Source organism: Gordonia sp. (in: high G+C Gram-positive bacteria) (genome assembly GCF_047606305.1).
Classification (GTDB): domain Bacteria; phylum Actinomycetota; class Actinomycetes; order Mycobacteriales; family Mycobacteriaceae; genus Gordonia.
In genome coordinates, this window is sequence record NZ_JASGER010000114.1 from 1 (window position 1) to 12751 (window position 12751).

Below are 12751 nucleotides of genomic sequence, written 5' to 3' on the forward strand. Positions count from 1 at the left end.
CGCCCGTCGTCGACGGCGACGCCGAGCCCGCCGACGTCCGCGGCCAGCACCGGCGTGCCGCACGCCTGCGCCTCGACCGCGACGAGGCCGAAGCTCTCCGAGTAACTGGGCACGGCGACGACGTCCGCGGCCCGGTAGACCTGGGCGAGCATCGGCGCCGGTTGCGGCGGCAGAAAGGTCACGCGGTCGGCGATCCCGAGTTCGTCGGCCAGGTCGGCGAGCGCGGTCGGGTGCTCGCGGCCGCTGCCGGAGGGGCCACCGCAGACGACGACCCGCAGCGGGGTGCGGCCCGATTCCCGGGCCGAGGCGATCAGCGGTGCGGCGGCACGAAGGAGCACGTCCGGGGCCTTGAGCGGTTGGATGCGGCCGACGAAGGCGACGACCTGCTCGTCCGGGCTCAACCCGAGTTCCGCGCGAGCATCGGCGCGCGAGCCGGGCGTGAAGCAGTCGAGGTCGGCGCCGGGGGCGACGATGTCGATCTTGTCCGGATTCGCGTGGTACATCGTCTCGAGCTCGCCGGCCTCGGTGGCCGTGTTGGCCACGAGGCGATCGGCGATGTCGACGACCTGCTGCTCGCCGATGATCCGCAGGCGCGGCTCCTCGACGTCCCCCTCGGCCAACGAGGCGTTCTTGACCGCCGCCAGGGTGTGCGCGGTGTGCACGAGCGGGACGCCCCACCGGTTGGCCGCGAGCCAGCCCACCTGGCCGGAGAGCCAGTAGTGCGAGTGGACCAGGTCGTAGTAGCCGCTGGGTTGGGTCGCCTCGACGCCGAGCACCCCGGCGGAGAAGCCGCACAGCTGGGCGGGAAGATCGGCCTTGTCCAGGCCCTCGAACGGGCCGGCCTGCACGTGCCGGACCAGCACTCCCGGCGCGGCCCGGACCACCGGCTCGTCCGACGAGGAGGTGGCGCGGGTGAAGATCTCGACCTGCACCCCGCGGCGGGCCATGCGCAGCGCGGTCTGCCACACGTACACGTTCATGCCGCCGGCGTCGCCGGTGCCCGGCTGCGCCAGGGGCGACGTGTGCACGGAGATCACCGCGATGCGGCGCGGCAGCGCCGACGGTCGCGGGTGTGCGGATGGCATGACTCCAGCTTAGCCGTTAGACACATCGTGCAAAGTGTCTTATTCTCCATACATGACAACAGTCCTGTCGCACGACCGTCCGCGGTTTCGCCTGTGCTCCGGCGACACCTGGCGCGACCCGTACCCGATGTACGACGCCCTGCGCACCCACGACCCGGTGCACCGCGTCGCGACGGAACCCGCCGGCGCCGACCCCGGCGAGTACTGGGTGCTCACCCGCCACGCCGACGTGTGGGCGGCGGCCGCCGACGCCACGACCTTCTCCTCGGCCCAGGGACTGACGGTGACCTACGGTGAGCTCGAGGCGATCGGCATGGCCGACCACCCGCCGATGGTCATGCAGGACCCGCCGGCGCACACCGAGTTCCGCAAGCTGGTGGCGCGCGGCTTCACGCCCAAGCAGGTCGTCGACGTCGAGCCGCGCGTCCGCGCGTTCGTCACCGACCGACTCGACGAGATCGCGGACGGCGGCACCGTCGACATCGTCGGGCGGCTCCTCAAGCCGCTGCCCTCGATGGTCGTCGCGCACTACCTGGGCGTGCCCGAGGAGGACTGGTCGAGGTTCGACGGCTGGACGCAGGCGATCGTCGGGGCGAATGCGGCAGGCGGGATGGCCGCCGCGGCGACGGGCGCGGGCAACGCGACTGCCGAAATGCTCGGCTACTTCGCCGAGTTGATCGACTTCCGGCGGCGCAACCCGGGCGACGACACCGTGTCCGCACTCGTCGAGGCCGGTCGGGCCGACGACCCCGACGGTCTCCTGTCGATCCTCGCCTTCACGTTCACGATGGTCGCCGGCGGCAACGACACGACGACCGGCTCACTCGGCGGGAGTCTGCAGTTGCTGGCCGCCAACCCCGACCAGCGACGGCTGCTCGTCGAGGACCCGGGCCTCATCGCGCCGGCGGTCGAGGAATTCCTCCGACTCACCTCGCCCGCGCAAGGGCTGGCCCGGACGACGACCCGCGACGTCGACTACCCGGACACCCCGCGCGGCCCGGTGACCATTCCCGTCGGGCGCAAGGTGCTGCTCTGCTACGGCGCGGCGAACCGAGACCCGGAATGGTTCGGGGACGACGCCGCCGAGTTGGACGTCACCCGCAACCCGCGCACCATCCTCACGTTCAGCCACGGCAACCACCACTGCCTCGGCGCGGCCGCGGCCCGCATGCAGGCCCGCGTCGCACTGACCGAGATCCTCGCCCGCTTCCCGGACTTCGACGTCGACGACAGCGGCATCCGGTGGGCTCCGGGCAACTACGTGCGCCGACCCGAGTGCATCCCGTTCACCCCGGGGGCGCGCCGATGACCGTCGTCGACTGGCAAGCCGAACGGACCGACGCCGTCGCGCGGCGCATCCTCGACACCGCCGAGGAGCTGTACGCCGAGCACGGCGTCGACGGGGTGACCATGCGCGCCCTGGCGAGCGCGGTCGGCTGCTCGCGGGCGACCCTCTACCGCTATTTCCCCAGTCGCGAGTCCGTCCAGGCGGCCTTCATCGAACGCTCGGCGCGCCGGTTGGCCAAGCAAATCGATGCGGCACCGACGACCGGCGATCCGGGCGATCGGTTGATCGAGGCCGTCACCACCGCACTGCGCCTGGTCCGCGAGAACCCGGCGTTCGCCAACTGGTTCCGAGCCGACGGGATGGCCACGGCGGCCCAGCTGGGCGCCGTCTCACCCGCCGTCGAATCGGTGGCCCGAGGCTTCCTGGCCGGACCGGAGGGGGGCGACGACCCCGCCGTCGCCGACCGCGCCCGATGGTTGGTCCGCGTCATGTTGTCGCTGCTCAGCACCCCCGGATCCTCCCCCGAGGACGAGGTGCGGATGCTGCGCGAGTTCGTCGTGCCCGTCGTCCTGCACTGACCGCTTTCCCCATCCCGCTGCGCACAGCGGCCACTTGCGCGCTATGCTTTCGGAAACCATTTTCATTAACGCCCGTAGATGGAGACCCCCGTGCGCCACGCCCAACGCCTCATCGCCGCTGCCGCGATTGCCGTTCTCGCTCTCGTCACCGCCGCCTTGGCCGGCTGCTCGAGCAATGACCAGTCGGTGACCCGGCCCCTCGTCGTCACCTCGACCGACGTGTGGGGCTCGGTGGCCAAAGCCATCGTCGGCGAGTTCGGAACCGTCAAGACGCTGTACAGCTCGCCCGACGGCGACCCGCACGAGTTCAACCCCTCGGCCTCGGACTCGGCGAGCATCGCCGACGCCGACATCGTGCTGATGAACGGCGCCCACTACGACCAGTACATGGCCGACGCGACGAAGAAGTCGAGCAACGCCGACGTCATCGACGCCGCCTCGCTCATCGGCATCCCCGCCGGTACCGACGAGCACGAACACGAACACGAGCACGGTGATGAGCACGACGAGGACCACGCCGGTCACGTCCACCACTCGGACGCGCCCAACGAGCACGTCTTCTACAGCCTGACCGCGGTGCGCAAGGCGGCCGACAAGCTCGCCGACGAACTGGCCGGCAAGGCCCCCGACCACGCCGCGGACTACCGGAGCCACGCCGCCGAGTTCGGCAAGCAGATGGACGGCCTCCAGGCCAAGGTCGACGGCATCGCCGCCAAGCACCGCGGCACCAAGGTCGTCCAGACCGAGCCGCTGGCCGGGTACCTGATCGAGGCCGCCGGCCTCGTCGACGCGGCTCCGCCGGCCTTCACCGCGGCCGTCGAGAACGGCCAGTCCCCGTCGGCCGCCGACCGCGCCGGCTTCGACGACCTGCTCACCTCGCGGACCGCCAAGGCGATTCTCTACAACACGCAGAACACCGACTCGGTCACCGCCTCGGTGCGCACGACCGCCGAGAAGGCCGGCGTGCCGATCGTCAACCTCACCGAGACGCTGCCGGCCGGCGTCACGTCGTACGTCGATTGGCAGGGCGCGCAGATCGACGCCCTCGCCAAGGCGCTCGACAAGTGACCGACGCCGTCGTCGCGCGCCTCACCGACGTCGAGCTGAAATTCGACGACCGGGTGCTGTGGAGCGGACTGGACCTGGACATCGCCCCGGGTGAGTTCATCGCGATCCTCGGCGCCAACGGCTCGGGCAAGACGTCGTTGCTGCGCATGCTGCTGGGCCAGATCCCGCCGACCGCCGGCACGATCGAGGTCCACGGCCGAGTTGGTTACGTGCCCCAGCAGCACGCCGACGACGCGGACCCGCTCGCGGTCCGCGGCCGCGACATCGTCGGTTTCGGCGTCGACGGCGGCGCCTGGGGAATCGGTTGGCGCGGTCGCCGACGGCGCCGCGGGTTGGTCGACGCGGCCCTGTCGCAGGTCGACGCGGCGAGCTTCGCCGACCGGCCCTTCGGCCTGCTCTCCGGCGGCGAGCAGCAGCGACTGCGCATCGCCCAGGCCCTGACCCGCGACCCCGAGCTCCTGCTGTGCGACGAGCCGCTCGCCAGCCTGGACCCCGGCAGCCAGCAGCGCATCTTGAGCCTGCTCGACCAGCGTCGCGACCAGGCCGACACCGCGCTCCTGCTCGTGACGCACGAGATCAACCCGGTCCTGCCGTACGTCGACCGGGTGCTCTACCTGGCTGGCGGCAAATTCGCGATCGGTACCCCCGACGAGGTGATGACCACCGAGGTCCTCTCCGGCCTGTACGGCACCCGCGTCGACGTCGTGCGCGTCGACGACCGGTTGCTCGTGCTCGGCACCGAGGACGCCCAGCATTGTCACGACAGGTCGTCCGTTGGCTGAGTTCTTCAACTTTGCGACGACGACGGACCTCCTCGGCCGCGACTTCGTCCAACAGGCGGTCATCGCGCTCGCCCTGCTCGGGCTCATCGGTGGATTGCTCTCCCCTCTGATCGTCACCCGCCAGATGTCCTTCGCGGTTCACGGCATCAGCGAGTTGACCGTGACCGGCGCGGCCGCCGCGCTGCTCGCCGGGGTGAGTGTGAACCTCGGCGGGATCGTCGGAGCCGTCATCGCCGCCCTCACCTTCGGCATCCTGGGCAATCGGGCCCGCGAGCGCGATTCGGTGATCGGCGTAGTGATGGCATTCGGCCTGGGTCTGGGCGTGCTGTTCCTCGCGCTGTACGGCAACGCCAAGCAGGGATTCGCGCTGCTCACCGGCCAGGTCGTCAGCGTGGGCACCGGTCGGCTGCTGGCCGTCGCCATCACCGCACTGGTCGTGGTCGTCGTGCTCGCGGTGATCTACCGACCACTGCTGTTCGCCTCGGTCGACCCGCGCGTCGCCCTCGCCAGCGGGGTTCCGACCCGCCTGCTGTCGGTCGTGTTCGCAGTCCTGATGGGCCTGGCCTGCGCCCAGGGCGTGCAGGTCATCGGCGCCCTGCTGGTGATGTCACTGGTCATCACACCGGGTGCGGCGGCGATGCGGTTGTCGTCGAATCCGGCGGTCGTCACCGGATTGGCCATCCTGTTCGCCGAGATCGCCGCGATCGGCGGTCTCATCCTGTCCTTGGCGCCGGGTCTGCCGGTGTCGGTGTTCGTCACGACGATCTCGTTCGTGATCTACCTGGCCTGCCGGTGGTTCGGCCGGAACCGGGTGCACGCGGGCGCCTAACCCTCCCCCAGGCGTTCGCGCAGGAGATCGGCACCGGGCCCCGACAGCTCGTCGACGACGCCGCGCCGGCCCGCCATGGCCATGAGGATCGCCTCGCCCGGCCCGACGACGCGGGGACCGCGGCCGGCCGACCAGTCGAGGTCGTCGGCGACCAGCGCCAAGCCCTTGATCCGGCTCCGCGCACCGATCGGTGGCGCCCACCGCGCGAAGTCCAGTGCGGGGATCAGGCGCTGCGCCGGGATCTCCCGCGGGCGCCGCAGCGGGCGGCGGATGTCCTGCTGGTGGACCATGCAGTCGAGCAGCGCGATGCGGCCGCCGAAGGCGGTGGGCAATCCGCTCGGCGTCAGGTGCCGGTCCAGCAGCCCCTTCAGCTGCTCCGGCCCGACGCCCGCCATCTCGCCGAGACCGTCGTCGTTGGCGCGGTCGAACCGTCCCAGGTTCCGCGCGAACCGCGCCAGCAGTGCACCGGTGGGCAACTCGTCGTAGCTGAGGTGGTGGGCGACGACGTCGCGCACCGACCAGCCGTCACACAGCGACGGGGAATCCCATTCGTCGGGCGTCAGCGAGCCGAGGAGTTCGGCCAGACTGCTCCGCTCCGCCCGGGCGAGGTCGTGGACGGAGAGTCTCATCGTCAACCGCCGACGTGTCGCGGATCCCGACCGGTGAACGCGATCAGCTCCTCGGTGGGGCTGGCTCCCTCCGGCGCGGGCTTGGCGGCGTCGAAGACGCCGGGGCGTCGGGCCGCGTCCTCGGGGATGTAGGCGAACATGCCGCGGATGAAGGCGATCGCCTCGTCGGGGATGACCACCTGCTGACCGGTGGCCGTGCCCAGGTCCCAGCCGTGCAGGTAGAGGTCGGCGGCCGGGAAGGACAGGCCCTCCCGAACGGTGCGCCGCCCCATCGGACTGTCCACCTCGCGGTCGAGGTCGACGCCATCGCCCAAGGTCTGCCGGGCCTTGGCCGCCTGCTGGTTCCACCAGAATGCGGGGTCGCCGTCGACGGCCGTGCCCGGCGGGTCGTACGAACTCGGCTCGAAGGGTTCGCCCTTCAAGATCACCGCACCCAGGCGGGTCGTCTCGCCGACGTGGCCCAGCACGTCGAGCGCGGTCCACCCCGCGCACGGCGACGACCGCCGCCACGCACCGTCGGGCACCGCCTGCACCGTCGACCCGAAGAAGTCGAGTCCGTCGCGATAGATCGTGAGTACGTCGTCGTCAGCCATGGACCCAGTATCGGCGCGGGGTCCGACATTCGCGCCGTTACGCGTCAGTACTCCTCGGCGAAGCCCGGATTGCAGCGCGTCGCGATCATCTGGTCCTCGGTGACGACCGGCCGCGCCGGTTCGAGGTTCCACGACGCCTTGTCCGGCTGGACCGCCCGCGCCCAGGTCCAATGGCAGTCGAACTGGGCGCGCATGCCCGGCGTGCGAGCGGAGTACTGCCCGTAGCGATTGGACTTGGCCACGACCTCCCGCCACGCCTTGCCCTGCGCGTCCGGAGCGGTCACGCGACGGCCGTTCGCCGTGGGGTAGACCTGCAGGCTCGGCCCGACGGCGGTCTCGACCCACTCGGTGTGGTCGATGTATGGCGGCGGCAGGTAGACCACCGAGACCGTCGGCACCTCCGACGTCTCGTCGGCCACGGCCGAACTCAGAGGCGGAGCGGTCCAGCCGATGTCCTCCCGGTCCGACGAGCCGCCGCAGGCCACGACCCCGACCAGCAGCGTGGCCGCCGTCGCACCGATCGCCGCGGTGCGCCTCACGCGGGTACCCCGGATCATGCCGGCACTTGGCCGTGCGCCCGCATCCACGCCTCGCGGCGGTCCGGATGCGGATCGTGGATCATCCGCGAGTGGGTGTCGAACACCATCATGTCGCGGTGGTCGGCGGCGTACGGGGTCCACTGCAGCTCGGGCGAACCGGTGCGCGCGAACGTGGTCCAGTGGCCCTGCATGACGCGGGTGATCTTGCCGGTGCTGCGCCAGTCCCCGACCGCCAGGCCCGCACCGATGGCGGTGCGGTAGGCGCCGAACACGGCGAACAGCTCGGTCGCGTGCGTCGCGCGCATGCCACTGGCGCGCAGCGCCTTGGTGTCGAAGTCGTACCGGTAGACGTAGGTGGGGTTGCCCGCGGCGCTGTGCCCCTCGATGAACGGGACCGCCGGGCCCCAGAACACCGAATCGCCGAGCATGTGGACCGGATCGCCCCCGCGGTGGCCCACGCGGTAGGCCTCGGCCAGCGCGGTGCGGCTCTTGTCGTCGGCGACGCTGATGAAGACCTCCTCGCCAGTCGGGAAGACGCCCTCGAGTGAATCGCGCTCCTTGCCCGGCAGCAGACTCATCCCGCGGGTGAACAGGTTCGCCTCGTCGCGGTTGGTCCCGATGATCAGCGGCACCTTGTGGGTCTTGCCCACGCGCGCGGCCTGGTTCGGCTCGAGCGGGAGGTAGTCGGTGCCGAAGGTCGGCCCGAACGGCAGGAACTCGCCGGTGCCCGACTGCGGCGTGTAGGCGGTCAGCTTCTTGCTCACCTTGTGCAGGGCCCACGGCGACGCGTTGTCGAGCAGCTCGCGCGCCCGTGCCGGATCCACCGGGGCTCCCCCGCTGCCGGCTCGGTACGAGCGGTCGGCGAGCATCTTGACGAATTCCTGCGCCAGGTGATCGGCCGTGTCCTTGGGGATGTTGAGCTCGTTGGCCGGACTCTCGGCGATCGCGCGGTGGAACAGTCCTTCGGCGGCCGGCGTCGCCAGCAGGGCGGTGACCGACGAGCCGCCGGCACTCTCGCCGAACACCGTCACGTTGTCGGGGTCGCCGCCGAAGGCAGCGATGTTGCGCTGCACCCACTCGAGCGCGGCGACCTGGTCGCGCAACCCGAGGTTGTCGTCGATCGGCCGCTCGTCGCTCGCGTACTGCGAGAAGTCGAGGTAGCCGAACGGGCCGAAGCGGTACTGGACGGTCACGACGATGACGTCACCGGCCTTGGCCAGCAGCGCACCGTCGTAGAGCGGGGTGGCCGTCGTGCCGAGGAGGTAGGCGCCGCCGTGGATGAACACCATCACCGGCCGCGGGTTGGCCGAGATGCGATCGGGCGAGAACACGTTGAGGCTCAGGCAGTCCTCGCCCATGGGCTGGAACCGCCCGGCGCCGACGGCGGTGTAGAGCTTGTCCTGGATCTCGGCGGTGCCGTAGGAGTTCGCGTAGAACTTGCCCTTGAGCGGCTGCACCGGCTGCGGCGCGCGGAAGCGCAGCGGCCCGACGGGCGGCGCGGCGAAGGGGATGCCCTTCCAGCTGATCGTGCCGGCGCGCAGGCGCTTGCCGCGCACACCGACCACCAGGCCCTCGGCCGTGGCGATCAAGTCATTCATCGATGTCATGGTTCCCAAGGGTAGACCTCCTAGGATTGGAAACCGTGGCCACCACCATCGATTTGAACGCCGATCTGGGCGAGGGAGTCGGCGACGACGAAGCGATGCTGACCGTCGTCACCAGCGCGAATATCGCCTGCGGCTTCCACGCCGGGTCGCCGACGCTGCTCGCGCGGACCTGTGCGCAAGCACACGGTCGCGGGGTCGCAATCGGCGCCCAGGTGTCCTATCCCGATCGCGCGGGCTTCGGCCGCCGCCACATGGCGATGGACCCGGAGGACCTGCGGGCCGACATCGTCTATCAGATCGGCGCGCTCGCGGCGCTGGCGTCGTCGACCGGTGCCCGCGTCACCTACGTCAAACCGCACGGTGCGCTGTACAACACCGTCGTCGCCGACGAGCAGCAGGCCGCGGCGGTCGTCGACGCCGTGCGCTCGGTCGACCCCGGTCTCGCGGTGATGGGTCTGCCGCAGTCACTGGTGCTGCAGCTCGCCCGGGAGGCGGGGCTGCCGGTCATCACCGAGGCCTTCGCCGATCGCGGCTATCGGTCCGACGGCACGCTCGTCCCGCGCACCGAGGAGGGCGCGCTGCTCACCGATTCCGACGCGATCGCCCGACGGGTCGTCGAGCTGGTCACCACCGGCACGCTCACCGCCGTCGACGGCGCGGTCATCACCGTGGACGCGGAGTCGATCTGCCTGCACGGCGACACCCCCGGGGCGGTCGAGCACGCGCGCGCCACCCGCGACGCGCTGCTGGCCGCCGGCGTCGCGATTGCGCCGATCAGTCGCTGAATGGTTCGCGCGTGAGGATTGTGCTCGCGCGTCGACGATCGGCCACGCGCGACGGTATTCCGCTCGCGCGAGTCAGGCCTGGCGGCGCTGGCGGGCGAAGTCGGCGAGCACCACGCCCGCGGCGACGGAGGCGTTGAGGCTCTCCACGTCGCCGGCCATCGGCACGGCGAGGACCGAGTCGCAGGTCTCGCGGACCAGGCGCGACAGCCCCTTGCCCTCGGAGCCGACGACGATCACCGTCGGACCGGTGCCGTCGTAGTCGTCGAGGCTGACCGCCCCCTCGGTGTCCAAGCCGACGATCTGCGCGCCGGTCTTGGCCCACTCCTTGAGGGTGCGGGTGAGGTTCGGCGCCTGTGCGACGGGCAGCCGCGCCGCGGCTCCGGCACTGGTGCGCCACGCGACGGCCGAGACACTCGCGCTGCGCCGCTGCGGGATGAGCACGCCGTGCCCGCCGAACGCGGCGACCGAGCGGATGACCGCCCCCAGGTTGCGCGGGTCGGTGATGTTGTCCAGCGCCACCAGCAGGGGCGGCTGTCCCGACGCGACGGCCTGCGCCATGACGTCCTCGGGATGGGCGTACTCATACGGCGGGACCTGCAGGGCGATGCCCTGGTGCAGACCGTTCGCCGACATGCGGTCGAGTTCGTTCTTGGTGACCTCGAGGATGGGGATCGCCTTGGCCCCGGCGGTCTGCACGGCCTCGGTGACGCGCTCGTCGGCCGGTCCGCCGCTGACCAGGTACAACGCCGTGGCGGGCACGCCCGCCCGCAGGCACTCGACGACCGGGTTGCGGCCGAGCACGTACTCGGGGCCGTCTTCGTCCTTGCGCGGTCGACGACCCACCGCCTGCTTCTTCTGGGCGGCCTTGCGCTTGTGGGCGGCGTGGTAGACGCGGTCCTCGGCCTTGGGCGTCGCGCCGCGGGCCTCCAGGCCACGACGTCGCTGACCGCCGGACCCGACGGTCTGGCCCTTCTTGGTGCCCGACTTGCGGACCGCGCCGCGGCGCTTGGAGTTTCCGGCCATCACGCACCGCCTTCCTTCAGTAGCCACTGCGCGCCGTCCGGGGTGTCGGTGACCTCGACCCCCGCCTTCGCGAGGCGGTCGCGCACCTCGTCGGCCACCGCCCAATCCTTGTCCGCGCGGGCCTGCGCCCGCCGGTCGAGTTCGGCGCGCACAAGGACGTCGAGCGCCGTCATGGCCGACGAATCATCCTGTGCGTCAAGCCAATTCGGGGCCATCGGGTCGACGCCGAGAATGCCCATCATCGCCCGGACCGAGGAAGCGATCTCGACGGCGGCGTCGCTGTCGCCATTCTCCAGGGCGGTGTTGCCCGACCGCACGGCGTTGTGGATCACCGCCAGTCCGGCGGGCACGCCCAAGTCGTCGTCGAGCGCGGCCGCGAACTCCGGCAGGACCTTGCCCACCGCGACCGGCGCCACCCGCGCGTCGACCCGTCGCACGAAGGACTCGACGCGCCGGTAGGCGGTCGCGGCCTCGGTCAGCGCACCCTCGGAGTACTCGAGCATCGACCGGTAGTGGGCGCTGCCGAGGTAGTAGCGCAGCTCCACCGGCCGGACCTTGCGCAGCATCTCCGGGATGGCGACGACGTTGCCGAGCGACTTGCTCATCTTCTCGCCGCTCATCGTCACCCAGCCGTTGTGCAGCCAGTACCGGGCAAACCCGTCGCCGGCGCCGTGGCTCTGGGCGATCTCGTTCTCGTGGTGCGGGAACACCAGGTCCATGCCACCGCAGTGGATGTCGAACTCCGGGCCGAGCAGACCGGTGGCCATCGCCGAGCACTCCAGGTGCCAACCCGGGCGGCCCGGTCCCCACGGGGTGTCCCACGACGGCTCGTCGGGCTTGGCGGCCTTCCACAGCGTGAAGTCGCGCGGGTCGCGCTTGCCGGTGCCGGCACTCTCGCCCTGGTGGACGTCGTCGAGTTTGTGGCCGGACAGCGCGCCGTAGTCGGGCAGGCTCCGCACGTCGAAGTAGACGTTGCCGTCGGCGACGTAGGCGTGCCCGCGGTCGATGAGGCGCTGCATGTAGACGATCATCTGCGGGACGAACCCGGTGGCGCGCGGCTCGGCCGACGGCGGCAGCACGCCCAGCGAGCGGTAGGCGTCGTCGAAGGCGCGCTCGTGGGTCGCGGCCCACTCCCACCAGGGACGGCCGGCCTCATCGGCCTTGCGCAGGATCTTGTCGTCGATGTCGGTGACGTTGCGGACGAACAACACGTCGTTGCCCTCGTGCGCCAGCCAGCGGCGCAGCACGTCGAAGGCGATTCCGCTGCGGACGTGACCGATGTGCGGGACCCCCTGGACCGTGGCCCCGCACAGGTAGATCGTCACGCGCCCGTCGTGCAGTGGGCGGAACTCGCGGATCTCGCGGGCCGCGGTGTCAAACAGGCGAAGGGTCACGACGCGCAATCCTACCGGCCGGTGACCAGCGCGGTGGCGACGGCGGCGATGCCTTCGCCGCGGCCGGTCAGGCCCAGTCCGTCGGTGGTCGTCGCCGACACCGACACCGGCGCGCCGAGGGCCGCCGACAGCACCTGCGCGGCCTCCTGCCGGCGCGGACCGATCCGGGGCCGGTTGCCGATCACCTGCACCGATCCGTTGAGGACGACGAGGCCGGCCTGCCCCACCAGCTCGGCGACGTGTTCGACCATCCGAAGGCCCGACACGCCGTCCCACTCGGGACGGCCGGTCCCGAACACGCTGCCCAGATCGCCGAGTCCGGCCGCCGACAGCACCGCGTCGCAGAGCGCGTGCGCACCGACGTCACCGTCGGAGTGCCCCTCGCAGCCGTCGTCGTCGGGAAAGTGCAGACCGACCAGCCAGCAGGGCAGTCCCTTGGCGATCTTGTGCACGTCTGTGCCGATTCCCACCCGCATCAGTCCCACCCTCTGCCGATTCCCACCCGCATCAGTCCCACCCTCTGCCGATTCCCACCCGCATCAGTCCCACCC

14 protein-coding genes are annotated in these 12751 nt (G+C 71.2%); 6 read left to right on the forward strand and 8 right to left on the reverse strand.

Annotated features, from left to right (window positions below):
- Window positions 1-1085: D-inositol-3-phosphate glycosyltransferase (gene mshA, locus QM634_RS15030; RefSeq protein WP_415043584.1), on the reverse strand; the 1085-nt coding region annotated here is incomplete at its 3' end.
- Window positions 1086-1137: 52 nt separating this feature from the next.
- Between mshA and QM634_RS15035 the strand changes: the two genes are divergently transcribed.
- The 5 genes from QM634_RS15035 to QM634_RS15055 all read left to right on the forward strand — a co-directional run bounded on the left by QM634_RS15035 (window position 1138) and on the right by QM634_RS15055 (window position 5630).
- On the forward strand, window positions 1138-2394 hold the full coding sequence (locus QM634_RS15035; protein WP_415043585.1) for a cytochrome P450: 1257 nt from the start codon (window positions 1138-1140) through the stop codon (window positions 2392-2394).
- Window positions 2391-2951: a TetR/AcrR family transcriptional regulator gene (locus tag QM634_RS15040; protein WP_415043586.1), complete on the forward strand. Its 561-nt coding sequence runs from the start codon at window positions 2391-2393 to the stop codon at window positions 2949-2951. Before QM634_RS15035 ends, QM634_RS15040 begins: the two co-directional genes overlap by 4 nt.
- Before the next feature lie 78 nt (window positions 2952-3029).
- A complete protein-coding gene (locus QM634_RS15045) occupies window positions 3030-4019 on the forward strand; it encodes a metal ABC transporter solute-binding protein, Zn/Mn family (protein ID WP_415043587.1) in 990 nt (329 codons plus the stop codon).
- Window positions 4016-4801 carry a metal ABC transporter ATP-binding protein gene (locus tag QM634_RS15050; RefSeq protein ID WP_415043588.1) on the forward strand — a complete coding sequence of 262 codons (786 nt, stop codon included), beginning with the start codon at window positions 4016-4018 and terminating at the stop codon, window positions 4799-4801. The genes QM634_RS15045 and QM634_RS15050 overlap by 4 nt, the downstream gene beginning before the upstream one ends.
- Entirely contained in the window at window positions 4794-5630 is an 837-nt protein-coding gene (locus tag QM634_RS15055; RefSeq protein ID WP_415043589.1) for a metal ABC transporter permease, read from the forward strand. Before QM634_RS15050 ends, QM634_RS15055 begins: the two co-directional genes overlap by 8 nt.
- Here the strand turns inward: QM634_RS15055 and QM634_RS15060 are convergent.
- From QM634_RS15060 to QM634_RS15075, 4 genes are read right to left on the reverse strand one after another with little or no spacing between them, the layout of a single operon-like run.
- Window positions 5627-6259, reverse strand: coding sequence for a maleylpyruvate isomerase family mycothiol-dependent enzyme (locus QM634_RS15060; RefSeq protein WP_415043590.1), 633 nt, complete (start codon window positions 6257-6259; stop codon window positions 5627-5629). The two genes, QM634_RS15055 and QM634_RS15060, sit on opposite strands and share 4 nt — an antisense overlap.
- Before the next feature lie 2 nt (window positions 6260-6261).
- A complete protein-coding gene (locus tag QM634_RS15065) occupies window positions 6262-6852 on the reverse strand; it encodes a TIGR03086 family metal-binding protein (RefSeq protein ID WP_415043591.1) in 591 nt (196 codons plus the stop codon).
- Between the two features lie 44 nt (window positions 6853-6896).
- Window positions 6897-7391: a DUF2599 domain-containing protein gene (locus tag QM634_RS15070; RefSeq protein WP_415043592.1), complete on the reverse strand. Its 495-nt coding sequence runs from the start codon at window positions 7389-7391 to the stop codon at window positions 6897-6899.
- 14 nt (window positions 7392-7405) lie between these two features.
- Entirely contained in the window at window positions 7406-8989 is a 1584-nt protein-coding gene (locus tag QM634_RS15075; protein WP_415043593.1) for a carboxylesterase/lipase family protein, read from the reverse strand.
- 2 nt (window positions 8990-8991) lie between these two features.
- Between QM634_RS15075 and QM634_RS15080 the strand changes: the two genes are divergently transcribed.
- Window positions 8992-9783 carry a LamB/YcsF family protein gene (locus tag QM634_RS15080; RefSeq protein ID WP_415043594.1) on the forward strand — a complete coding sequence of 264 codons (792 nt, stop codon included), beginning with the start codon at window positions 8992-8994 and terminating at the stop codon, window positions 9781-9783.
- Between the two features lie 72 nt (window positions 9784-9855).
- On the opposite strand, the gene rlmB is transcribed toward QM634_RS15080, so the two are convergent.
- Genes rlmB through ispF form a run of 3 tightly spaced genes read right to left on the reverse strand, consistent with a single transcriptional unit; the run spans window position 9856 to window position 12676 of the window.
- The gene (gene rlmB / locus QM634_RS15085; protein WP_415043595.1) at window positions 9856-10806 is read right to left on the reverse strand and encodes a 23S rRNA (guanosine(2251)-2'-O)-methyltransferase RlmB; all 951 of its coding nucleotides are present in this window, start codon (window positions 10804-10806) and stop codon (window positions 9856-9858) included.
- Entirely contained in the window at window positions 10806-12200 is a 1395-nt protein-coding gene (gene cysS / locus QM634_RS15090; RefSeq protein WP_415043596.1) for a cysteine--tRNA ligase, read from the reverse strand. Before cysS ends, rlmB begins: the two co-directional genes overlap by 1 nt.
- 11 nt (window positions 12201-12211) lie before the next feature.
- Window positions 12212-12676 (reverse strand): 2-C-methyl-D-erythritol 2,4-cyclodiphosphate synthase, encoded by a 465-nt coding sequence (gene ispF / locus QM634_RS15095; protein ID WP_415043597.1) that lies wholly within the window; start codon window positions 12674-12676, stop codon window positions 12212-12214.
- Window positions 12677-12751: the final 75 nt, after the last annotated feature.

What these genes read in the sequence shown, in the direction of transcription:
- QM634_RS15035 (WP_415043585.1), top strand. Translation starts at nt 1,138, where the DNA reads ATGACAACAGTCCTGTCGCACGACCGTCCGCGGTTTCGCCTGTGCTCC.
- QM634_RS15040 (WP_415043586.1), top strand. Translation starts at nt 2,391, where the DNA reads ATGACCGTCGTCGACTGGCAAGCCGAACGGACCGACGCCGTCGCGCGG.
- QM634_RS15045 (WP_415043587.1), top strand. Translation starts at nt 3,030, where the DNA reads ATGGAGACCCCCGTGCGCCACGCCCAACGCCTCATCGCCGCTGCCGCG.
- QM634_RS15060 (WP_415043590.1), bottom strand. Translation starts at nt 6,259, where the DNA reads ATGAGACTCTCCGTCCACGACCTCGCCCGGGCGGAGCGGAGCAGTCTG.
- QM634_RS15065 (WP_415043591.1), bottom strand. Translation starts at nt 6,852, where the DNA reads ATGGCTGACGACGACGTACTCACGATCTATCGCGACGGACTCGACTTC.
- QM634_RS15075 (WP_415043593.1), bottom strand. Translation starts at nt 8,989, where the DNA reads ATGAATGACTTGATCGCCACGGCCGAGGGCCTGGTGGTCGGTGTGCGC.
- QM634_RS15080 (WP_415043594.1), top strand. Translation starts at nt 8,992, where the DNA reads ATGTCATGGTTCCCAAGGGTAGACCTCCTAGGATTGGAAACCGTGGCC.
- rlmB (WP_415043595.1), bottom strand. Translation starts at nt 10,806, where the DNA reads ATGGCCGGAAACTCCAAGCGCCGCGGCGCGGTCCGCAAGTCGGGCACC.
- ispF (WP_415043597.1), bottom strand. Translation starts at nt 12,676, where the DNA reads ATGCGGGTGGGAATCGGCACAGACGTGCACAAGATCGCCAAGGGACTG.